Below are 23,501 nucleotides of genomic sequence, written 5' to 3' on the forward strand. Positions count from 1 at the left end.
ATACGATGAAAGAGAGATCCACTACCCTTAAATGAGAGGAAATTGTTCTGGCATCGAAACGCAGAAAAAGAAGTTATCAATAGTGTTATGGAAGAATCGAAAAATCGAAAGCAAATTAATTAAGTTCAGAAAAAATTTCAGTGGAAGATTCAAAATTCGAAGTCTGGGGTTCTTTCAATGCAGCTTCTTTTAATTTTTTAGCGGTCTGCTTACTCAGATACTCGCTCTTATATCTTTCGATTTCAGATACGTGAATCACCCAAGCGGCTCCTTTACGCTCTCCTCGTATTGTTCCAGTACGAGTTGCATAATAAATTTTTTGTACAGGCACACCTAAAATCTGAGCAACTTGATTGATAGAGTAGCATCCTTTACCGTTATCAAAAACCAGCTCTCCTTGATACAAAGATTTCTTTCTAGAGTAACGATTACGTTTGTACTCTTCCAAATCTTTGATATCTATTTCCCAACGCGTTTCTTTAGAAGCCCTAAGTTTTTTCTGTTTAATTGCTACATAAATTGCCTGCCTAGTTACGTTATGTAGTTTAGCAGCTTGAGTTATCGATACCCATGTTGTATCTGAGTTTTTGACATTCTCAACTTCTTCTTGTTCTTCTATTTCGTAGCATTCCTCATGTTGTTCGCACGCCATAAGCTAGCACCCCTCCCCCTCAACATATTTACAATTAAAACAACCGTAACAGTTAATTTCTTCCTTGTTTTTAGAAGTTTTTAAAGAAGTATTTTCCTAAGAAAAGCTTTATTAATCAAGCTTTTTTGTTAATACAAAGTTTATGTTTTCACATTAAAATCTTAATAAAGAGCAAACAAAACTATGATTTATTAACACTTCTTTACATTATAAAAATTACGTATTACAAAAAAACATCCCCTGGATAGCCCGAGAGAGGATTTCCTAATTAAGACTTGTTCTTAGGTAGACAAAACAAAATACCAAGAATCAACAAAATATCTACTCTTTTCTTTTCCTGAACGAAGTATTTTTTTTTAATTTCGATTATCAATGAGGGTAGACTTAAACAAAGAAGTGATAAAGAAAAAATTTAAAAACAACCCAATATGGAGCAACAAAAGTATAAAATTCTTGACTCGACCTTGTTTTCTAAACCTAAAGACCTATTTTTCACCTAACAAAAGACTTCTTTCTAATTATCAAAATAGCTACGAATATGACCTATAATGGTTTGAATCACCTCATCAGAAAGCACGTGATCATGTCTTAAACCAATCTGAGATACGGGAATTTTCTTGCCTAAACAGCTTTTGAGATTTTTGGAATCTAAGAATTGTTCTGCAAAGCAGGTACGCCTTGCGAACAGTCCATCACCAACTAGGTTCCCTGCACAATCAGTTCCATAGATAAACAGTTCAGGACAACGCAAAACCTTACTTTTTGCTTCCGAATCAATATTCCAGTCGGTAAGATTGGCTATTAAAGAACCCAGTCTTCCAATAAACTGTTGAGCAACTCCTCCTATAGAACGAGCTCCACGATCTTTAATAGCAAACCATTGAATACCGTCGCTACTATCTGTGACTTCCCTACTCAAGGCTTCAGCTTGAATACTGGCTCCCAAAGAATAACCATAGGCAATAATCTGACGCGCATGAGGGCCTTCTGATTCATCTCTAAGATAGCGTACACATCCCTGAAAAGATTTTACTAAATTGTTTTTTGTTACCTTTCCTTGACTCAACATTACGCCTGGATAATTAAAGATCAGAACATTAGCTTGAGATCCTTCGGCTATACGTAACATCCAGTCATTTTGTCCCTGTAGGATAGTCCTGTATTCCAAACAATCAGAGTTCCCGTTAGAAATTAGCATCCATCGATCAGGTTTAGCATTAGCGAATCGCAACTCCAATCCATCAATCAATAGATCATCATACTGCAGAACGACTCTTCGAACAGAGGAGATGTGTTCTCGAAATGAGGCTGAGACCAAACGAGCTGCGTAAGCTTTTCTTAATAAATAAGAATCTTGACATATGCTTCTAAGAAGCCAGCCTCCTGCTGCAGGAACAACACAATTCTGACTGATCTTCTGAATGACCCAGAACAGACCTAGAGGAATGAAGAAGATTAAGCCAAGAAGAACTTTAACAATCGTCCATACGATACTTATAAGACGATAAAGATAAGGATGCGCTTGTCTCTTTTCCCAAGAAGTTCGTTCCCGATCAGAAGAGAACATCTGAATTGAGGGTTCAGGATGTCTATCGAATACAGGTGCGTACTGTTCGCTTGTAATAGCAAAGGACATCTTTACCTGAATTAGAAATAAGAGAAATTATTTAAAAAGATATTATAATGAAAGCTATTCAATAAACTAAAGATAAAAAGTAGACGAGTTCGAATCAAAATTTCTAGTTAGTTTAATAAAAACTACCCCTCTCTGTCTTCAATTAACAAGATTTTTATCTAAAAAGAAACTGTTTGAATTATTTTAAAACAAATTCGCTATTTTGAAGTAATTAAAAAGTACTTTATGTTTTGAATTAAACAAAACTCTTTTTTAAAGCTTAAAAATTAGAGTCTAAAGCAATACGAAAATCACGGACAAGGAGATGAATCACCCCTGATCCCGAAGTTTGGGATAGACGTGGTGTATAAGCAACCTCCAGAGGTACATGCCAACGTGCTTTTAATGCAGAAGCATGATCCCCCATACCAAAGGCTACGCCTTCAAGATTCCTTTCTTTTTGACTAAGATAGAGCTTAAGATGGTTCCCTGGCAATACTTTAGGATAGCGCACTTGGACAACTTTCGAACAGAATACAGGCATGAGGTTTCCTTTTCCAAAAGGTTCGAACAATTCCATGGAAGATAAAAGGTCATGATCTATAGCGTCAAAATCAGCATATGCATCGATTTCAAGATGAGGAAGAGCATCCCGTTTTTTCAAAGATGAATGGACAAGGTGAATAAATTTCTTTTTAAAATCTTCGACTTTATCTTCTTTTATAATTATCCCCGCAGCAAAATCATGTCCTCCATAGGATAGAAGAAGAGAAGAGCATTTTTTCAAAACTCCAAGCAGAGGGAACGATCCTATAGTTCTTGCAGAGCCTTTTCCCACTCCTCCTTGGATAGCAATGATTACTACAGGTTTGTTATACGTTTTAGCAAGACGTGCTGAGATAATTGGAATAACACGAGCATGCCACTTCATTGATGAGAGAACTATAGCAGCCTGCTTTAAAAGGTCTGCATTACTATTTAAAATTTCCTGAATATCTTGGAATACCTCTGCTTCTATTCTCTGCCTTTCTTTATTTATGTTATCCAGTTCAGCGATAAGAATATCTGCTCTTTGACTATCTTGGGTAAGCAAAAGTTCGACACCTTTTTCAGGGTCATCTAAGCGTCCTAAGCTATTTAGTTTTGGTGCGATCTTTAGAACTATATCCGTAGAGGTGACTTCACTTCTTTCTACTCCTGCCAATGCACACAGCTTATTCAGTCCGATTCGGGAGCCTCTAGCAATTTCTTTAATCCCATAGCGAACCATAAGACGATTTTCTCCTAATAAGACGCCAACATCAGTAATTGTTCCTAAGGTGACAAGATCTAATAACTTTTTTAGATTGTGTTGATTTTTAGAGACAAGATTTCTAGAGGTCAGTGCATTTAACACTCCCCTGGCGAGCTTAAAAGCAACCCCTACTCCTGTAAGTTCTCTGTTAGGGTAAGTATGGTCGCGCAATTTAGGGTTTAGGGTAGCTATACAGTGAGGCATTTTCCCTGTAGGCATGTGGTGATCTGTAATGATCACATCAATACCCTGCCTTGTAATATCACTGACTTCTTTCCCTGCAGTAATTCCACAGTCTACAGTGATTAATAACGAAACTTGCTCTTTTTTTAGTTTAGCAATGAGCGTAGTAGTTTCTCCATGCTGTTTCAGTATCGCACCAAGAAAAAAATAGCTTACACGAATATCGATTTCTCTTAGAAATTCTACAAGAAGGGCAACACCTGTCATCCCATCGACATCACTATCTCCATAAATCATGACATGTTCTTTGCGATCTCGAGCTAGCAGTAAGCGTTCTACAGCTTTGGACATATCTAAAAATAATCCAGGATCATAAAGGCTCGAAAGATGACTGTACAAGAATTTATGAATTTCCTGAATTGTTTGAAATCCTCTTGAGATAAAGATCTGAGCGACTATAGGGGGAAGATGGAATTCTTTGATAATCATTGCAAGAAATGCAGGATCTTCCTTGGGATAAACCCAGGATAACCCTGCTGCCGAAACATTATCTAAATTTGTCATAAAATTGATACCAAAGAGTCTTTGAGCTTATAAGCTAAGGACATTTTTGTATTGCTCCACCTTTAGTATAACACCTATTTTGCATTGTTTTCTTTACCGATCATAAACAAGAGAAGTGACGGGGCAATATAAAGAGATGATAACGTCCCCAAAAGAACTCCTATAGTCATAATAAAGGCAAAATTAAATACAGAGGCTCCCCCTATAAACAATAACATTAACAACACAGACAGGGTAGTAGCTGTTGTCATGATCGTGCGACTAAAGGTCTTTTGCAAAGCATCATTAATTAAAATATGCATTGGCGTAAATAACTTAGCCTGTCGATCTTCGCGAATGCGATCAAAAATGATTAGGGTATTGTTTAATGAATACCCTAATACAGTCATTAAGGCTCCAATTGCTTGAACATCTATTTGTATTTTTTTCAAAAAGAATTGTGCTACAAACAAGACTGCACAGGTAGCTATAAGATCGTGTATTAAAGCACTGACAGCGCTAAAAGCATATCGCCATTCAAAACGCAAACTAACATAAAACAAAATGATTATTAAAGCTCCTAAAAGGCCTATACATGCTTGATGACGCATTTTAGTAGATAACTTGCTACTTACGTTAGACCAAAAATTCTGTGTTTCTCGTAAATTTTCACTAGAAAATTCTAGACCTGTTTCTGATAATAATCCTAATGCCAATGCCAACTTATGATCCGTGATTTCAGGATGCTGATTATTATCTACTCTAGTTTGAGTTAAGGCTTTATCGCTGAAATAAATTTTTATTTTTTCTGAAGATCCAAATGTTTGGACACGAAAATCTCTAGAGGAAAGGCCTACCTTCTTTAATTTATCAATAACTTGGCCACGAACTTGAGTAATGTCCTCAATACCATATTCTCCTGCATTAAATGTAAACGCATAACCTCCTTTAAAGTCGATGCCTAAAACAGAATTCCAAGCTCCAAAGCTCAAAGCTATGAGTCCCAAAAAGATAATACTTCCTGAAACAGCCCAAAGTTTTTTGGATCCCCCTAAAAAATCATGTTTGACACCGACAAATCTATTCATCATGTGTAATTGTGTATCTTGGGTTCTGTTCATCCATATCATGAAGAAAAACTTAGTCATAAAAAGAGCAGTAAACATGGAGGAAAAAATTCCTAAAATCAATGTTAGAGCAAAGCCTTTAATTGGACCTGTATCTAAGAAGAAAAGGAGAGCTGAAGCAAGTATTGTAGTTAAGTTAGAGTCGAAAATAGCTCCAAAAGCTTTTTTATACCCCTTTTCTATAGATCGCAAAAGGCTTTGCGATAATAAGAACTCTTCTCGGATTCTTTCAAATACAAGAACATTCGCATCTACAGCCATTCCCATAGCAAGGACTATCCCAGCAAGTCCTGACAAAGTCAGTGGTGCATCCAAATACTGTAAAGCAGCCCAGATAAGCAGAAGATTAAGTAGAACAGCCCCTGAAGCAATAATTCCTCCGAATCTGTAGTATATGCACATCAAAACGATTAGCACTGCCAAACCACAGCATGCAGAGATAATGCCTTGAGTACATTGTTTTTTCCCAAGATCAGAGGATATAGTCTCTTCACTAAGAACTTCAGGAATAAAAGACATTGCGCCGGATTTTAAATCGGAGGCGAGCTTATTGACTTCACGATGAGTAAATTTTCCTGTAACACTTGCATGACTTCTCAAAGGAGCATTTAAAATAGGGCTACTAATTATGTAACCATCAACAACTACCGCCATGCGCCATCCACGATTCGCAGAATATTGTTCATTAATAGTGCCGCTGACTCCCTCTTGGCAATATGCAGAAGTCCATTTGTGAAAATTCTCTGCAGGTGAAAGTCTCTCTACCATTGTCCTAGGAGTGGTATCTTTGATCGAGAAGTTTAAAATATAACCTTCACCTGTAGCAAACTCAGGACGAATATCTTTCAGAGAAGAGCCATCTAACGCGTAGTTTCTAAAAACAATTGTTAACGGATTTGCCTTGTGTTCGTTATCCTTTTCAATAGCAATCATGGAAAATTTGGTATCTAAATCTGTAGATGGTATTTGATAATCGACAGGAGGAAAGGCAAGACCTTCACTTTTAAGTTTATGAATTACCTCGTGGACACTCCGAGGCAAATCTACCTCTTCATTAAATAAAACACTTGCCAAAATATTAATTTCCTCCGGAGAGGGTGTCCCTCGAGATTTAGCAGTATACCAAAGATAGTCTAAAAACTTTTGCACCTCATAGCGCAATCCATTATAAAGAGAGAATTTCTCGTTGACAACGTGGAAACTCATCTTTGAGGTTCCTAGAATCTCTGATGAAGAGATTGTAGAAGATCCTGGCACACTAAGGTGTATACAGTTACCTTCACGATGAAGTTCTATCTCAGAAACCCCGAGTTTATTTAAGCGAGCATACAACTCATCGGAAACCTTGAGGATATCTTCTTTACCAGTAAGCTGTTTTCCCTGGTAATCTTTAAAAGAAAGAAGGAGTTGGCGGCCTCCAATAAAATCAATACCAAAACGTAAAATATTCTCGCCTCGAGAGAATTTTCTCATATTTAGCTTCATATTTTCTAGAAAGAGATTCTGGTGGGGAATCGGAGCTCTTAACCGTTCCTGGGGATCCATAGAACACTTTGCATGACGATATTGTTCATGCCAGCGTACTAAGTCATTGTGACGATTCTTTTCAATTTGATTTACAGTAGCAAGGCGATCTTTAATATCTTTAACCTCTAGGAAAGCACTACCTTCTTTTCCTATTATAAATCGTTCTCCCCAAATATCTAAAAACTGCTGTAATGGTTTTCGAATTTCTAGAATTTGATCTTCTCCTAAACTCCAAGAAATAGCATCCGTATGAGAAAAACAATTATATAGATTTTGCAAATCCCTTTCGAAACTACGGATTTCCTTGTCTCGAGCCTGTTCATATTTTGCAATGATTGAGCGTAGGCCTTTGAATAAAATATAGATCGAACCCCTAGAAAAATGCTTACAACCTATATCAGGAGAAAAGATATAACAACCAAAAGACTCACTCTCTGTAGGTTGACGGCAAAAAATTGGAAAATTTTCAGTAATGAGATCACAAGATTCAGCTGTAGGCCTATTTAAAGTTAACGCAGTCAGGTGTTCTATGATTCCTTGGAACAGACGTTCTCTATGAAGAATGATTTTCCCCTGAGTATCTCGATCCATCCAAGTAAACGCAAACCCTAAGGAATGATCTTCTAATTGCGCGTTTAATTGCTTAGAAAGCCTCTCTTTTTCCATAGCGAGACGACTTTCAAAATCTAAAAGCTGCTCGGTCGATAAGGTCTTACGTATGTTTAACAAATCAGGATGCAATTGCAGTATGACTTCCCGTTGTTCAGGAGAATACTTTATAGAGTTAAAAAATAATGATGACTCACTACAATCCAATCGGTTCCCGTCAATATAAGCATGCTTTAACCTACAAATAGATGGGTTCTGAGAAAGAACCTGGTATACGCTTCTTAGCAATTTTTGATCTTCAAGTTCGACCTCTGTGTCGTTTATCAATAAAGAAAGACGAGATAAAAATGCGATTTTATCTTGTGTCGAAGAAAAAGAATATTGACAAAAAGCTTCGAGGCGAGAAGAAAAAATCTCAAATCCAGAAGCCAGATTGTGCGCATACTTTAAAATGTGCTCTTTAGGAGCCTCAACCCACATAGAAGGGTAACAAGAACAGTCTTTTTGGATTAAAAGAGCACATTCAGAATGGACCTGCTGCAAAATACCGGTAATTATCTCTTGTTCGTTTTCAGGAGAATAGGGAACAAAAGAAAAATCACTTTCTACTAAAGAAGTATTTAAAGAATTTGCGACTTGAATAACATGGCTATTTTTCTCTTGACCATAGCCTACCACGTGAAGTCTTGAAGATTTTATTGGTATATTAGGTTCTGCATATACAAGGTTTGCAATAAAATCGTCAGCATCTTTACTACTCTTAAAATGGACACTTACAACATCTGGAATAGCAGGATGCTTCTGTATTTGCCCACGCAAATTTAAAGACGAAAGAATACTAGAAACTCGAGGAACTATCTCCTTACGAACTTGTTGAGCTTGCCTAGTAAAAGATTTTATTATTTGTTCAGCTTCGTTTCGATCTATTTTCTTATGCAGGGGCTTAGCATAATACAAACATGTAGGCAAAACGTAATATAACGCCAAAGCAAATACGCAAATAATGATAGCGAAATTACGCTTAACCTTGTGTTTCATTGCACCGCTCTACTTTTTATCAGGAAATATTAAAACCAAAATACCAGTTGAAAAAAAAATCGTCAAACGAACAGACACCTCTGTTTTCAAACAAATTTTTCATTTATATTTCTGTAAAAGATTATTTTGTATTATTACAACACACACATCCTACTGAAAAGTCTCGTTCAAGTCGAGGCTATGCAAACATACAATTATGCTCTTTAACAAAATCGCGAAGAGAAGCAGGGGAAAGGTTCGATAGAGGTGAAGACAACGGTGTTTGAGACGTTAGATCCTTTAAAATAAAAGTTATGCGAACAGAATTGGGTTCATATTTTGCAAGATATTTTGCCACAAGCTGAGCCGCATAAAGAAAAGCTGCTTTTGAAATTAATTTTATTTCATCTTCGGTCCCTAAAGATGGTGTGAGAGGAGTCCCGAGGATGGGAGTGAGTATGTAGATGTTCTGTTTTCTTCCTCCAGAAAGATCTCTGATCTGATTTAATGCAGAAAAAAATGCTTGAGAATAGGCACGTATATATTCTCTACATTGATTATCTTCACCGACCTTAGGGAATTTGATATAAATCGCACTGCTAAGACATGTTTCATTTGTTGAGTGTCTAGGGATAACTTCAGGGGATAAACGTTCTGAAATCTTTTTTTGGTTCTTAGAAGGGCACGAGGCAATTGTAGAAGGGTCTAAGCCAAAAGTTTTTTGCAATAAGGTATTCTTTTCTTCGACTTCCTTTTTTAATGCCGTTCCATCGAATTCCTGAATTAGAAACACACTGGTGTTTTTATCAAATTTCTTCCGGGATATCTTCTTAATAATTTCCTGAGAAGCTTCACAAATCTGTACTTGAGGGCACCCCGGGTGATAATAGCATCCAGCACGTATTTTATTCCAAGATTGCAATAGGGAGAGAAGCTGTACCCAAGTCAAGGGTTTTTCAAAAACATCAGTCTTTCGAAACCGAGGTAGCTGTACCCTCGACCACCCTTTAGAGTACTGCAAGTAGGCAATCCCTAAAATAATAAAACCTATAACGACAAGACCTATACATGGAAAAATTGTGAGACAAGCCCCTGCTGCAAATGCTGCACATCCTAATAAACCTAACCCTAAACAAGCTAGAACACCGCCAACTATTTTTTTGGATAAATTTTGTGCATTCGGCAAATAGTGGACCTTTTCTCCACCTCGCCACCAAATCAACATTTGCGTAGGAAGCAAGTCCGAAATAGAAATGCGCGGAAATTTCATAAGAGAAATCCTTATAGAATGTTATTTATTTTTAAAAACAGTTAGAATTTATAGATAGAGACTAATATTAACAAAAACAAAAAATTAAAAAACAAACAAAATTACTTTTAAAATGTTATGAAGAGAACGTGAAAAAATTTTAAATTGCTACATCTTCGAAAAATTGAATGTCAACTTGTCAAGATATTCGAGTTTCTTCTACTATGCAACCTAATATTTTGTACTTTTTCATTTCTGTAGGAAGTCGAGTATACTTAGATTAAGGAGGTGCCTAAAAGTCCTTTTATTTACTCATCCGAATTGAGAAATTTGAAAAATTTGTTCATAGAACAAATGGCTTATTAGAAAATAATAATATAATGATCCTTTAAAATTGAATGGGTTAGGGAATTTTTAACGTTTTTGCCTTAGGCAAGTCAGCCGTTTCCCCTTTCCTAAAAAATAGCTTCGAAAAGTTGTTCCTGAGAACGAATTGTGACTTACGCTCTAATAAATGATTCTGTTGATTTGTCTTTAGCTACGTCAAACACTAAACAAGGTTTTCCTTCATTACAGCCTCTTCCAAAACATGTGGCTATTATTATGGATGGCAATCGCCGATGGTATAGAAAACATCGCGATACGTATGAACACAAACATACATCAGGCCATTATTATGGTGCTAAAGTCCTACCAAATATTTTAAACGCCGTTTTAGATTTGGGGATCGAGGTTCTTACTCTTTATACGTTTTCTACTGAAAATTTTTCTCGATCAAAGGAAGAGGTTCGAGAAATTTTTAAAATCTTCTATACACAGTTAGACAAGCAACTCCCTTACCTGATTGAAAACGAAATTTGCTTACGTTGTATAGGAAATCTTTGCAAGCTTCCGAAAGTGATACAGAAAAAGATAAACCAAGTTGTGCATATGACAGCACAATTTTCTCGGTTAGAATTAGTATTAGCGATCAACTATGGGGCAAAAGATGAATTAACACGCGCATTTAAAAAATTACATCTTGATATTTTAAATAAAAAAATATCCTCTGACGACCTTTCAGAATCTCTAATTAGCTCTTATTTAGACACATCAGGACTTACCGACCCTGATTTACTCATCCGTACAGGAGGTGAAATGCGTGTCAGTAATTTTTTATTGTGGCAAATAGCGTATACAGAATTATATATCACTGAGATCTTATGGCCAGATTTTACGCCTGAAGATCTTTTTGAAGCTATTAAAGTTTACCAGCAAAGATCAAGACGAGGAGGTAAATAGGTGCTTAATTTAAATAAGTTTAAATCCAAGTCAAGTGCATATGGCGATTTATTTCAACGTGTTGTCGTTCATTCATTAGTACTCACATTTCTAGTTCTTCTTCTCTATAGTTCTCTATTTCCGCTGACTTCTTTTGCTTTAGGATTTATCACAGCAATTTGTGGTGCTGTGGGTACCTATGAGTATTCTTCTATGGCGAAAGTAAAAATGCATTATCCACTAAGGATGTATAGTACGTTAGGATCTTTCTTATTTATCGCTTTAAGCTTTCTTGCTATCCGTTTAAGACATAGTCTTCCTGAATATTCTAGTGCTCTTCCTTGGACTGTTCTTATCATTTGGGTGGTGTGGAGTATCTTTAAAGTTCGAAAATCCGAGATTGGCCCTCTACAGCTATCTGGAGTGACTCTTTTTTCTATTTTATATGTAGGGATCCCTATACGTCTGTTTTTACACATTCTCTATGGCTTCATTGATACACAAGAACCTTATCTTGGCATTTGGTGGGCTTCCTTTCTTATTGCCACCACCAAAGGTGCTGATATTTTTGGCTACTTTTTTGGCAAGGCATTCGGGAATAAGAAAATCACCCCACAAATTAGCCCTAATAAAACTGTTATAGGTTTTATTGCAGGTTGCTTGGGAGCAACACTAATTAGTTTTATTTTTTTCCTACAAATTCCTTCTAGATTTATGAACTATTTTCCTATTCCTGCGATTTTGATTCCCCTAGGGTTGGTTTTAGGCATTACTGGGTTCTTTGGTGATATTATCGAATCTATGTTTAAGCGTGATGCTCATTTAAAAAATAGTAACAAGCTCAAAGCTGTGGGTGGCATGCTAGATACTTTAGACTCTCTAATCCTCTCTACTCCAATTGTTTATTTATTTTTACTAATAACCCAAGCTAAAGAGTTTATCCGATGATAATTACCATTGACGGGCCTTCAGGAACAGGGAAAAGCACAACAGCAAAGGCTCTAGCAGAACATCTACATTTTAACTACTGCAACACAGGAAAAATGTATCGAACGTTAGCATATGCTCGTTTACAATCCCCTTGGAACAACCTTCCTTTAGAAGAGTTTTTAGAAACCCCGCCCTTTTCCTTTATCTTTGCTGTAGGGCAGCCTTTAGAATCTTTTTTTAATGGCCGCCTCCTTACCTCTGAATTAATAACTCAAGAGGTTGCAAATGCAGCATCAGAACTTTCTCGATTGCCTAAGGTACGTGTATTTATGCAGGACTTGCAACGAAGTTACGCAAAACTTGGTAATTGTATATTTGAGGGAAGAGATATGGGATCCAAGGTTTTCCCTAATGCAGATTTAAAAATTTTTCTAACATCAAGTCCTGCTGTACGTGCTCAGAGACGTTTAAAAGATCTCCCTGAAGAAACACTTTCCCATGAGGAATTACAGGCCGAGCTAATCAATCGCGATGCTGCGGATTCTCAACGTGCTTATGACCCCCTAGTCATCCCTGAAAATGCTTTTGTATTAGACTCTTCAGATTTGACAATGAGTCAAGTTCTAGAGAAGATTTTAGCCTTACTATCTCCGCATCAATTATGATTTTTCGTATTTGCAAATTCTTTACCTGGGTACTGTTTTCTTTGTTCTACAAACTTAAAGTTTATGGAACGAAGAAAAATTTCATTAAAGGCCCTGCAATCATTGCAGTAAACCACAATTCTTTCCTAGATCCCATAGCCCTACACATGTGTGTTCATGAGTGTATTTATCACCTCGCACGTGCCTCTCTATTTAATATTCCTTGGCTATGGAAACAATGGGGTTGTTTCCCAGTACGTACTGAAGAAGGGAATGCTGCAGCATTTAAAATTGCTGTTCAACTCTTTAAAGATGGGAAAAAGTTAGTGATCTATCCTGAAGGAGCACGTAGCCCTAACGGTCAATTACAGCCTGGCAAAATCGGCATTGGTATGATGGCCATGAAATCCAAAATTCCTGTTATTCCTGTCTATATTGGAGGGACCTTCGAAGCTTTTAACCGTCATCAAAACCTTCCGAATGTATGGAAGACGATCACCTGCATTTTTGGGACTCCTATGCACTTTGATGATATTATTCAAAATCCGAAAATCAAAAATAAAGAAGCCTATCAAATTATCACCAACCAAATTATGGACAAAATTGCTGAACTTAAAGTGTGGTATGAATCAGGCTGTAAAGGAGAGGTCCCCTAACGTTATGTTGTCACTGCTTTCTATCCTATCTTCAATATGTTCTCAAGCAATCTCTAAAGCATTTCCTAGTCTAGAAACCTGGACTCCAGAACTTACTCAATCTACAAAAGAACACTTTGGTCATTACCAATGTAATGATGCTATGAAGCTAGCCCGGGTTTTAAAACAAGCTCCAAAAGGCATTGCGGAAGCTATAGTAGCTCAGATTCCTCAAGAACCTTTTTCTTCCATTGAAATTGCTGGAGCAGGGTTCATTAATTTTACATTTTCTCGATCATTTCTAGAGCAACAATTACAAGAGTTCACGAAAGCCCTAAAATTAGGATACCGTGTTTCGGACCCAAAAAAAATCATTGTTGACTTCTCTTCTCCAAATATTGCTAAAGATATGCATGTTGGGCATCTACGTTCTACAATCATTGGAGACAGTCTTGCTAGAATATTGACTTATGTAGGTCATAATGTACTCAGGCTTAATCATATTGGAGATTGGGGAACAGCCTTTGGAATGTTAATTACTTATCTGCAAGAGCATCCGAGCGACTACGACAACCTTGAGAATCTTACAAATCTTTATAAAAAAGCTCATGAGCGTTTCTCTACTGATGAAGAATTTAAAAAACGCTCTCAAAAAAATGTGGTAGCACTACAAGCTCAGGAACCTCATGCTATTATCCTATGGGAGAAGATTTGTGAAACCTCAGAAAGAGCCTTCGAAAAAATTTATGATATTCTAGATATCACGATTGAAATCAGAGGAGAATCCTTCTACAATTCCTTACTACCAGATATCATTCATGATTTAGAAAAGAAAAACCTAATTACTATTTCTAATCATGCCAAATGTGTCTTTCATGAAACTTTTTCGATTCCTTTTATGGTGCAAAAAAGTGATGGAGGCTATAACTATGCTACTACAGATCTTGCAGCTATGCGTTATCGCATAGAACAAGATCATGCTGATAGGATTTTTATTGTTACTGATTTAGGACAATCATTACATTTTCAATTACTGGAAGCTACAGCAATTGCTGCAGGATATCTACAACCAGGAATGTTTTCTCATGTAGGCTTTGGTCTTGTCCTTGACTCTGAAGGGAAGAAATTTAAAACCCGATCTGGAGAAAATATAAAGCTTTGGGAGCTTCTCATGACTGCTATAAAAAAAGCTGAAGAAGCATTAAGAGCACACCGTCCCGATCTTACCGATGACGAAATCAAGGCAAGAGCCCCAGTAATCGGAATCAATGCAATAAAATATAGTGACTTGTCTTCCCATCGTACTAGTGACTATGTTTTTTCTTTTGAAAAAATGCTACGCTTCGAGGGCAATACAGCAATGTTCCTACTTTATGCTTATGTGCGTATCCAAGGAATCAAGCGTCGTTTAGGGCTTTCTCAGCTTCTCCTAGAAGGGCCTATTGAAATTCAAGAACCTGCTGAAGAGGCTCTAGTATTAGCTTTACTACGGTTCCCCGAAGCTTTGGAAAGTACGATCAGAGAACTCTGCCCTCATCTGCTTACGGATTATCTTTATAATCTTACTCATAAGTTTAACGCATTCTTCCGTGATTGCCATATTGAAAACTCGCCTTACGCCAAATCAAGGTTATTTCTTTGTGCTCTAGTAGAAAAGGTCTTAGCTACAGGGATGCATCTCTTAGGGCTAAAGACTCTTGAGCGTCTGTAGGTTGGTTACATTCTGTATCGAAGATCTCAATCCTAGCTCCCAAGCTTCTCAGTTTACCTACCCAATTTGTATAGCCACGATCTAGAAGGTGTGTATTTTCTATAACTGAGTAGCCTCCTTCAGCAATGAGAGCCGCCATCACGTAGGCAAATCCTGCGCGCAAATCTGGAATGACTAAATGTGAAGCTTTTAGAGAAGTTGCCCCATGAATTACTGCACTATGAGGAAAATTTCCCGCAACATAACGACACTCCTTGGCGCTTAAACACTGATGAAAGAGCTGACACTTGGCTCCCATTTGCTGAAGTCCATAAAGGTAACCCAGACGGTTTTCGTGAACAGTTTCGTGAATTACAGAAGAGCCTTGAGCTTGTGATAGAAGAACTGCAAAAGGTTGTTGCCAATCGGTGAGAAATCCTGGATGTACATCTGTTTCTAAGACTACACCTCCTGTTAAAGGACGTTGTTGATAAAACTCTATTCCTGACTCAGCGACCAAGAATCCTCCTCCTATAGATCGCAACATCTTGAGAAAAGGAATCATAAGTTCTTGCCTAGCATTTCTCACGAACACGCGCCCCCCAGAGGCAATAGCAGCCATACCAAAAGAAGCTGCTTCGATCTTATCTGGAAGAATCGTGTGATCTACAGAAGAGAGATTATCAACACCAAAAATATCTATAGTACGGTCATTATCTGTAGTAATGTCTGCTCCAGCCTTTTGTAAAAAGAGCACTAAATCTAAAATTTCAGCTTCAAGAGCTGCATTTCTTATTACTGTTCTTCCCTTAGCATAAATCGCTGCAAGGATAAGATTTTCCGTAGCTCCTACAGAAGGATAAGGCAACTTAATGTAGTTTCCTTGAAGACCTTGAGGAGCTCTTGCATAATACCCCAAACTATCACAGGAAACATCTACACCAAGTCTCTTTAATCCTTCGAAATGAAAATTCAGGGTTCTTTTTCCTATAGCATCTCCCCCCAAGACAGGAACATGGACTCCTTCAGGACAACGCCCCAAGAGCGCCCCTAATAAAAGGATAGGAATCCTATTGACATTTGAAAATGCAGGAGAAACTTTGGTGCGCTGTATTTGGGGAGTTTGAATCTCCAAAATTTCGGATTCCTTATCCCAAATCACCTGAGCTCCTAGAGATTCACATAACTCTACTGTTAGAGAAACATCTCCGATATCTGGAACATTACGCAGCGTACACTTTTGATCCGAAAGCATAGAAGCAACAAGCAACTTAGTTGCAGAGTTTTTGGCTCCCGAAATTCTTACTTCACCATTTAGTTCACCACCACCAAATACTTCGGCAACCTGCATTCTGCGTTCTCCTTCCTCTAAAAATCATTAAAAGAAAGTTAACCTTCTGCAAAGTTTATTGCCATGCAAACTTTTCTCTTAGAGTCTAGAACATTCGTTTAGAACAATTAAAGTTATTAATCTTTGTTTGTTTATTATTATTAATAAATAAAAAAGAGATAAATATAACCAACATATTTTAAAATATAATTAATAAGATTAAAAATTATGTTTTTCTCGACTAGATTATGGCATCTCCTATCAACCAACCAACGACAACTACGCAAGTAACCCAAACAGGGACAACTGTAACGACAACCACGACAGGAATATTCGGAGACCATACAGTTACAACAACAGGATCTGGACAGACAGAGAGTGTAGCTCAAACAACACAACTTCTTGCCAATCAAGATATTCAAGACATTGCAGATTATGATACAAGTGCTGTAAATTTTACTGCTGAACGTAATTTCTCTATAACCTCTCCGTCTACTGGCGATGCTGGACCTACAGCACAAGCAGCACATAGTGCAGGCATGTTTGCCTTACATGGAGGTAGACGTCCTTCAGTAATATCTTCTTCTGATAGTAGCGATACATCTAGCGTATCAGGGTCTACTGGAAGTTCCGATCTAGGAGATCTGGAACACCTCGCAGGAAGCGAACGTTCTGAAGGAGCTGAAGGACCTGAAGGACCCGGGGGTCTACCTGAAAATGCTATTCCCGAGTATGATCCTACAGACAAGACCTCTATATTGCAGTTCTTACAAAATCCCGCTGTACAGCAAAAAATGCAAACTAAGGGGGGGCATTATGTTTTCGTGGACGAAGCTAGAAGTAGCTTTATCTTTGTCCGTAATGGTGATTGGAAAACTGCAGAGTCTATAAAAGTTACCAATGCAAAAACCAAAGAAAATCTTACCAAACCTGCTGACTTAGAGATGTGTGTAGCTAAGTTTTGTGTTGGTTACGAAAATATTCACGCAGATTGGACTAATAGAGTGCAACCTACAATAGCTGAACGTGCAGGCGTTTCAGGGGGTGATTATAATCATCTCATGCTCAGTATGAAATTTAAAACTGCTGTAGTATATGGCCCCTGGAATGCTAAAGAATCTAGCTCAGGATACACACCTTCTGCCTGGCGTCGTGGAGCGGAAGTAAAGGCAGGCCCTATTTGGGACGATGTTGGACCACTCAAGGGAATTAATTGGAAAGCTACCCCTTCTCCTGATTTTAGCTTCTTGAATGAAACGCAAGGCACACGCCCTTCTACTTCTTCACAAGGTTCTGGTCCTACAGCAGCCCCTAGCGGAGGCTCTGGAACGCCTACTGTGAAAGTCGATTTGGGAGGCATAAACGTTAACCTTGGCGGCTTCAATCTCGGTGGAATTACAACTAATGTTACCACAGGAGCCTCACCGTCACCATCAACCTCATCAACAACGCAGGGAACATCTACGGAAGATATGAATGTGTCTCATCAAGAGACAAATACAGATGATAAGACAGTCAGGACAGAATCACGAGGATCTGGAAGCACTATAAGTGAAGATACGATACACTACGCGGATGTTGGTCCTGGGGTCGATAACGAATCCCCACCAACAGTTCCTGCTCCTCCAGGTCCTCCACCAAATATTAGTGGTACCCGTCTTTTGAATATCTCCAATCAACAACTAGCATCCGTCTTAAGTAATGTTAGGAAACATCTCAACGTAGCTTATAATACAGATGGCAGGCCAGTCACAAATCTAAATCAAAATCTAGGTCAAGTCATAAGAAACACTGAAAATGGTGAGAATATCCCTACTGTAGTTTTGCCTGGGATTAATGATGGACCTGGTGATGGAGTTAGTGGAAGTGAAGTAGGAGCAACTAGTAGTTTACGAGGAGGCGCTGCTAGTAACTCTATTCGAGGAGCCGTACCTGGGGGAGACAGTAACGTTGTTGACAATCGTGGTCTCCTCGCTCGAGTACGTGAACACTTAAATGATGTTTATCCTGCAGGAAGCCAAAACCCAGTATCTACTCCTTTAAATAATGGAGTAACTCTAGGATCGATCATCAAAGGTGAAAGTAGTAGTGACAATATTATGCATCCTTATAAACCTGAAACGGTAGCTTTTAGTGTTGCTAAACGAGTTTTTCAAAACGCATCTCAAAGCTCTATCTCATCAAATTCAGCTACTGCAAATACGTCATCATCTTCCCAAAAATCCGAAAACGCTGCATCTAGCAACAAGGAAATCAAAGTTGTTGCTGAGGATGGATCCGTTCACTTTGCTAAACGTGTGGATATTGATGGCGAGAGGAGCAACGGATCTCCCCGCACTAGTCCTCGATCTACAACAATGAATCTTTCACAAAATTCTGATGATCTAAGAAGTCTTTTACAGAAAATCCGCACACATTTGGATAATTCTTATGAAGGTGACAATCCCTTACATACAGGTGGGGGGCATATTCGTGATATTATCCAAGGTAAAAATCCATCTACATCGTCTCCTAAATCAATACAAGCTACTTTAGCTAAAATAATACCGATTGTACAACAATCATCTAGTACCCCTATTATCCAACAATCTCAACAAGCAACAATAATCCCAGCAAAAGCTACAACATCTACAGGAACTGGATCCGGAAGCGTATCCACTCAAAGTACAGGCGTAGGAACTGAAACAAAAGCTACAGCATCTACAGGAACTGGATCCGGAAACGTATCCACTCAAAGTACAGGTGTAGGAACTGAAACAAAAGCTACAACATCTACAGGAACTGGATCCGGAAGCGTATCCACTCAAAGTACAGGCGTAGGAACTGAAACAAAAGCTACAACATCTACAGGAACTGGATCCGGAAGCGTATCCACTCAAAGTACAGGTGTAGGAACTGAAACAAAAGCTACAACATCTACAGGAACTGGATCCGGAAGCGTATCCACTCAAAGTACAGGCGTAGGAACTGAAACAAAAGCTACAACATCTACAGGAACTGGATCCGGAAGCGTATCCACTCAAAGTACAGGCGTAGGAACTGAAACAAAAGCTACAGCATCTATCTCGACACAAACTCCTGAGGCTCCTCTTCCTTCTGGTACAAAACAGGTGGCTACAATTTCTATGGTACGTAACGCTGCAGGAAGATGTCTCGTAGTACAACAAGGAGCACGATCACAAACTTTTGCGATTCCCTTGGAAAGCAACAGAAATCCAGGACCACAACTTTGGGCAGCAGCTCGTCAGGTTGCTATGAATATGTCAGAAGTTCTCAATCAAGCAACTGGAGAAACACCGACTTCTCCAAGACCTTCTCCAGGATCCTCTCCAACAAGAAGTCCGAGAAGCAGTCGTTCTCCTTCTCCGCAACAACAGTCTAGCTCAAGAGGACGAATAACGAGATCTTAGAGTTTAATACCTACTTTTTGAATCAAACTGTTGTAAACTTAGGACATATTGTGATAAACATCATCAACATCTTCAATTTGTTCGAGCCAATCAATAAGGTTAAGGTTTGCCTCACCATCTTTTTCATCACAGTCTACCAGACGCAGTGGAAGATAAATAAGTCTATCTTCACTACAAACTGCACCCTGACTGATAAGTTTCTCTTTAACTGAGGCAAGTTCAATTGGATTACAGATCACTAAAAAGTTTTCTTCATCCTCAGTATCTAGATCTTCAGCCCCCGCTTCTATAGCGTAAGAAAATAAAAGCTCTTCATCTATAGAACTTTTAGCAACAGTACATGCCCCTTTACGCACAAAATTATACAGGACACTTCCAGGCTCAACAAGAGATCCTCCTCGCTTATTTATAGCGATTCGCATATCGGAAGCAGTACGATTCTTATTGTCAGTCATAGCTTCAACAATAATTCCTACACCACCATGACCATAAAGCTCATAAGTAACCTCTTCAAAGTTCTTTTGTTCTGCAGAAACTGCTTTCTTTAGGTTGCGCTCAATATTTTCATTAGGAATGTTGTTATCTTTAGCTTTCTGTATCACCATACGTAGTCGGGCATTTGACTTAGGATCAACTCCCCCTAACTTGACAGCAGAAATTAACTCTTTAATAATACGAGAAAAGATCTTACCTTTCTTATGATCTGCTCTTTCCTTCCGATGTTTTGTATTGGCCCACTTGCTGTGTCCTGCCATGTCCTCCACCTACTTTTCTTTTATACCCTCGCAATAAATAAGTATTTGCCTTTTCCCAGGCAATAGCACGCTCATACAAGGGGAACCGTTTTTCATATTCTTTAAATTTTTTTCCATGAAAAATCAAACGCCCAGACAAAGTATACTCTTTAGGAACTACGCTATGCACCATTTCGTGGTACACTAGATATTCCATAAAAAATCTTGGAATTTCTTCTCGATCTAAAGAACGATGAATCCGAATTAATTGTTCATGCTCATGAAAGGATCCAAGGACAATACTCTGTCCTATCCTGTTTTCTTTTCTTCCAAACCAACCAATTTCCAAACGCAGAGCATCTCTAAATAACCGAACATTCAATCCTTTATAGATCTCCTGCAAATCATAGAACTTACCTGGAGAATGGTCTACAGGCAAAGAAGAACGCCTAGCAGACTTATTCCAAAATAGCGATGCATTTCTAGGATACTTTAAGGTCAATACCTTATAGAAGTATTTTCTCAGATAATACTGAAAATTTTGAAGGAGTGTTTCAACCTCAACCATATAATTTCTAAAAATGTCCTCTCCGAGTCTATATATTCTTTTCCATAGTAATTTTAGCAAGATAACCGATTGCATCTTTATAAAAATGGCGTTGCCTTCCTACTTCTGTAAATCCAAAACGCTCATAGAGATGAATGGCAGGATTACTTTCATAGACTTCCAAATAAAGGACTTCAAGCTTAAAACGAGTCTTTGCCAAATGAATAAGATTATTTATTAAGGCCGTACCTAGACCTTTACTACGAAAACGTTCTCCAACAATAATCGAAATTAGAGCATGATGTGAAACTTTCACATAGGGGTTAAGAATCAAAGTTGCGACTCCAGCAACCTCGCCTTGATATACCGCGGTTAAACTAGAATGATAGCGATAAAATCCTACCCAAAAATTTACTGTTTCGCGAATTTCTGCTTCTGTTTGTATAGGAAACCCACGTAAAATTTTAGGATCATTTAACCACAGTAGCATGTAGTTGGCATCACTAGGAAGTGTAAATCGTATTTCTAACCCTGGAATTCCTGTATTTTGCTTTTCTGCTGTCATGAAATCTCTCCGAACTCCGCTAAATATGCTTTAATAAATTCATCCAATAGCTCGCCATCAAGCATAGCCTGAACATTTCCTGTTTCGTATCCTGTGCGCACATCTTTCACAAGAGTGTAGGGTTGAAAGACATAGTTGCGAATTTGAGATCCCCAGGCAATTTCTTTTTTATCTTTGCGATCTAAAGACTGTTTCTCTAAACGTTCTTGTAAAACCCTTTGATATAACTTTGATTGGAGCATTTTCATGCAGCTCTCACGGTTCTGAATCTGACTACGCTCATTCTGACAAGAAACTACAATTCCTGAAGGCAAGTGAGTGATTCTTACTGCAGACTCTGTAACATTGACGTGTTGCCCTCCCGCTCCCGAAGAACGAAACGTATCAATGCGCAAATCGTTAGGGCGTATTTCAATTTTGATTTGATCATCGATCTCTGGGAAAACATCTACAGAAGCAAAGCTTGTATGACGCTTCCCATTACTATCAAAAGGAGAAATACGAACCAATCTATGTACTCCTCGTTCAGCTTTGGCATACCCATAAGCATACATACCTGTAAACTTCATAGTAATATGCTTAATTCCAGCCACTTCACCATCTAGACGATCAACAACATTGACGATCCATTGGTGCTTCGTTGCCCATCGCGAATACATACGAAAGAGCATTTCTACCCAATCACAAGACTCAGTACCTCCAGCACCAGCATTGATTGCAAGAAAACAAGAATTTTTATCAGCCTCACCAGATAGCAACCTCTGGGTTTCCCAAACAGCTAACTTTTTCTCACAAAAGACAAACTCATTCTCTAGATCTTCGTAAATCTTAGGGTCTTCAAGAGCCTCAGGATCTTCAATAAAAAATTCTATTCCTTCAATCCTAGTTTTTAATTCCTCATATTCACGAATTTGTCTTTTTAAGATTACAATCTGTTCAGAAATTTTCCCCGCATGAGCAGCATCTTGCCAAAAATTTTCTTGTAAACTTTCTTCTTCTAATACCTGGAGTTCCTTTTGTTTCTTATCGAGGTCAAAGAGACCTCCCAGCTAACAATATCCCACTTCGAATTGCTTCTAAACGCTTGTCTAAATTTTCGTGCATTGCGCTTACCTGTCTATTTCTACACCAAGATTCTAGAAAACAGAAGCCAATAAAGTCAATTAGACGCAAGATTTCCTAGAGCCTGTATGACTTAAATGCAAAACTCAACTCCTTCTCTTCTAGTGGAGAAAAAATTAGCTCTTTCATATCTTTTAAATTCTATTCTTGACGCTTTCTCAATAGAAGAGGTAAACAGAATTCTACTTTTTTGTTTTGACGAGAAACCTCTCTGAGAGATAAAAAAGTTGGGATGAAGAGCTCTGGTCTCTTCTTACCACCTTTACTAGGAGTCACCAATGAGTCAAAAAAACAAAAACTCTGCTTTTATGCACCCCGTGAATATTTCTTCAGATTTAGCAGTTATAGTTGGCAAGGGACCTATGCCCAGAACCGAAATTGTAAAGAAAGTTTGGGAATATATTAAAAAACATAATTGCCAAGATCAAAAGAATAAACGAAATATTCTTCCCGATGCTAACCTTGCTAAAGTCTTTGGCTCCAGTGATCCCATTGATATGTTTCAAATGACCAAAGCTCTTTCTCAGCATATTATAAAATAAGAGTTTTGCTAACTCCTTAAGCTTAAGAATTTGAGCTCATTCCTATGTTAAAATCCCCGCCCTTTGAGGGTAGGGTTTTTAACATACTAGTGTTTCTTTATCAGCAATGGAAACAATATCAAAAATATAAGCATCAAAAAATTAGGGTAAGTTTAGTAATGAGGCGTATTATGTTTCGTTATAAAATAGAGAATCATCTCTTAAGAAAATTCGATCATAGTAGTCAAAAGATTTTTGTTTTTAATAATGGGCGTTCAGACAACAGATAGTTTTGTA

17 protein-coding genes are annotated in these 23,501 nt (G+C 38.0%); 7 read left to right on the forward strand and 10 right to left on the reverse strand.

Features of this window, described 5'->3' with window-relative positions:
* Positions 1–115: 115 nt before the first annotated feature.
* The 5 genes from C834KP_RS02580 to C834KP_RS02600 all read right to left on the reverse strand — a co-directional run bounded on the left by C834KP_RS02580 (position 116) and on the right by C834KP_RS02600 (position 9,837).
* Entirely contained in the window at positions 116–652 is a 537-nt protein-coding gene (locus C834KP_RS02580; RefSeq protein WP_108896632.1) for a helix-turn-helix domain-containing protein, read from the reverse strand.
* Between the two features lie 514 nt (positions 653–1,166).
* On the reverse strand, positions 1,167–2,288 hold the full coding sequence (locus tag C834KP_RS02585; protein ID WP_108896633.1) for a CPn0927/CPn0928 family alpha/beta hydrolase fold protein: 1,122 nt from the start codon (positions 2,286–2,288) through the stop codon (positions 1,167–1,169).
* A gap of 259 nt (positions 2,289–2,547) precedes the next feature.
* Positions 2,548–4,308 carry a single-stranded-DNA-specific exonuclease RecJ gene (gene recJ / locus C834KP_RS02590; RefSeq protein ID WP_108896634.1) on the reverse strand — a complete coding sequence of 587 codons (1,761 nt, stop codon included), beginning with the start codon at positions 4,306–4,308 and terminating at the stop codon, positions 2,548–2,550.
* A 74-nt stretch (positions 4,309–4,382) separates the two neighbouring features.
* Positions 4,383–8,588: a protein translocase subunit SecD gene (secD, locus tag C834KP_RS02595; RefSeq protein WP_108896635.1), complete on the reverse strand. Its 4,206-nt coding sequence runs from the start codon at positions 8,586–8,588 to the stop codon at positions 4,383–4,385.
* A 178-nt stretch (positions 8,589–8,766) separates the two neighbouring features.
* Positions 8,767–9,837 carry a phage holin family protein gene (locus tag C834KP_RS02600; RefSeq protein ID WP_108896636.1) on the reverse strand — a complete coding sequence of 357 codons (1,071 nt, stop codon included), beginning with the start codon at positions 9,835–9,837 and terminating at the stop codon, positions 8,767–8,769.
* Positions 9,838–10,344: 507 nt separating this feature from the next.
* Between C834KP_RS02600 and C834KP_RS02605 the strand changes: the two genes are divergently transcribed.
* From C834KP_RS02605 to argS, 5 genes are read left to right on the forward strand one after another with little or no spacing between them, the layout of a single operon-like run.
* On the forward strand, positions 10,345–11,097 hold the full coding sequence (locus C834KP_RS02605) for an isoprenyl transferase (RefSeq protein WP_108897137.1): 753 nt from the start codon (positions 10,345–10,347) through the stop codon (positions 11,095–11,097).
* Positions 11,098–12,024: a phosphatidate cytidylyltransferase gene (locus tag C834KP_RS02610; protein WP_108896637.1), complete on the forward strand. Its 927-nt coding sequence runs from the start codon at positions 11,098–11,100 to the stop codon at positions 12,022–12,024.
* Positions 12,021–12,671 carry a (d)CMP kinase gene (cmk, locus tag C834KP_RS02615; protein ID WP_108896638.1) on the forward strand — a complete coding sequence of 217 codons (651 nt, stop codon included), beginning with the start codon at positions 12,021–12,023 and terminating at the stop codon, positions 12,669–12,671. Before C834KP_RS02610 ends, cmk begins: the two co-directional genes overlap by 4 nt.
* Positions 12,668–13,306 (forward strand): lysophospholipid acyltransferase family protein, encoded by a 639-nt coding sequence (locus C834KP_RS02620; RefSeq protein WP_108896639.1) that lies wholly within the window; start codon positions 12,668–12,670, stop codon positions 13,304–13,306. The genes cmk and C834KP_RS02620 overlap by 4 nt, the downstream gene beginning before the upstream one ends.
* Before the next feature lie 4 nt (positions 13,307–13,310).
* On the forward strand, positions 13,311–14,996 hold the full coding sequence (gene argS, locus C834KP_RS02625) for an arginine--tRNA ligase (protein WP_108896640.1): 1,686 nt from the start codon (positions 13,311–13,313) through the stop codon (positions 14,994–14,996).
* On the opposite strand, the gene murA is transcribed toward argS, so the two are convergent.
* Positions 14,950–16,326, reverse strand: a complete 1,377-nt coding sequence (murA, locus tag C834KP_RS02630) for a UDP-N-acetylglucosamine 1-carboxyvinyltransferase (protein ID WP_108896641.1) — start codon at positions 16,324–16,326, stop codon at positions 14,950–14,952. The two genes, argS and murA, sit on opposite strands and share 47 nt — an antisense overlap.
* A 227-nt stretch (positions 16,327–16,553) precedes the next feature.
* Here murA and tarP point away from each other — a divergent pair, with 227 nt between their 5' ends.
* A complete protein-coding gene (tarP, locus tag C834KP_RS02635) occupies positions 16,554–19,715 on the forward strand; it encodes a type III secretion system actin-recruiting effector Tarp (RefSeq protein ID WP_108896642.1) in 3,162 nt (1,053 codons plus the stop codon).
* Positions 19,716–19,753: 38 nt separating this feature from the next.
* Here tarP and C834KP_RS02640 read toward each other — a convergent pair whose 3' ends face one another.
* The 4 genes from C834KP_RS02640 to prfB form a co-directional block, all read right to left on the reverse strand.
* A complete protein-coding gene (locus C834KP_RS02640; RefSeq protein ID WP_108896643.1) occupies positions 19,754–20,470 on the reverse strand; it encodes a YebC/PmpR family DNA-binding transcriptional regulator in 717 nt (238 codons plus the stop codon).
* Positions 20,412–21,017: a M48 family metallopeptidase gene (locus tag C834KP_RS02645; RefSeq protein WP_108896644.1), complete on the reverse strand. Its 606-nt coding sequence runs from the start codon at positions 21,015–21,017 to the stop codon at positions 20,412–20,414. The genes C834KP_RS02640 and C834KP_RS02645 overlap by 59 nt, the downstream gene beginning before the upstream one ends.
* 28 nt (positions 21,018–21,045) lie before the next feature.
* Positions 21,046–21,561: a GNAT family N-acetyltransferase gene (locus C834KP_RS02650; RefSeq protein ID WP_108896645.1), complete on the reverse strand. Its 516-nt coding sequence runs from the start codon at positions 21,559–21,561 to the stop codon at positions 21,046–21,048.
* Positions 21,558–22,665, reverse strand: a protein-coding gene (gene prfB / locus C834KP_RS02655) for a peptide chain release factor 2 (RefSeq protein WP_108896646.1) whose coding sequence is annotated in 2 segments (ribosomal slippage) — positions 21,558–22,602 and positions 22,601–22,665 — 1,110 coding nt in all. Because the reading frame shifts where the segments join, the coding sequence is not laid out codon by codon here. Before prfB ends, C834KP_RS02650 begins: the two co-directional genes overlap by 4 nt.
* A 296-nt stretch (positions 22,666–22,961) precedes the next feature.
* Here prfB and C834KP_RS02660 point away from each other — a divergent pair.
* Positions 22,962–23,225: an SWIB/MDM2 domain-containing protein gene (locus tag C834KP_RS02660; RefSeq protein ID WP_108896647.1), complete on the forward strand. Its 264-nt coding sequence runs from the start codon at positions 22,962–22,964 to the stop codon at positions 23,223–23,225.
* Positions 23,226–23,501 lie beyond the last annotated feature (276 nt).

The organism is Chlamydia serpentis, assembly GCF_900239945.1.
GTDB lineage: Bacteria > Chlamydiota > Chlamydiia > Chlamydiales > Chlamydiaceae > Chlamydia > Chlamydia serpentis.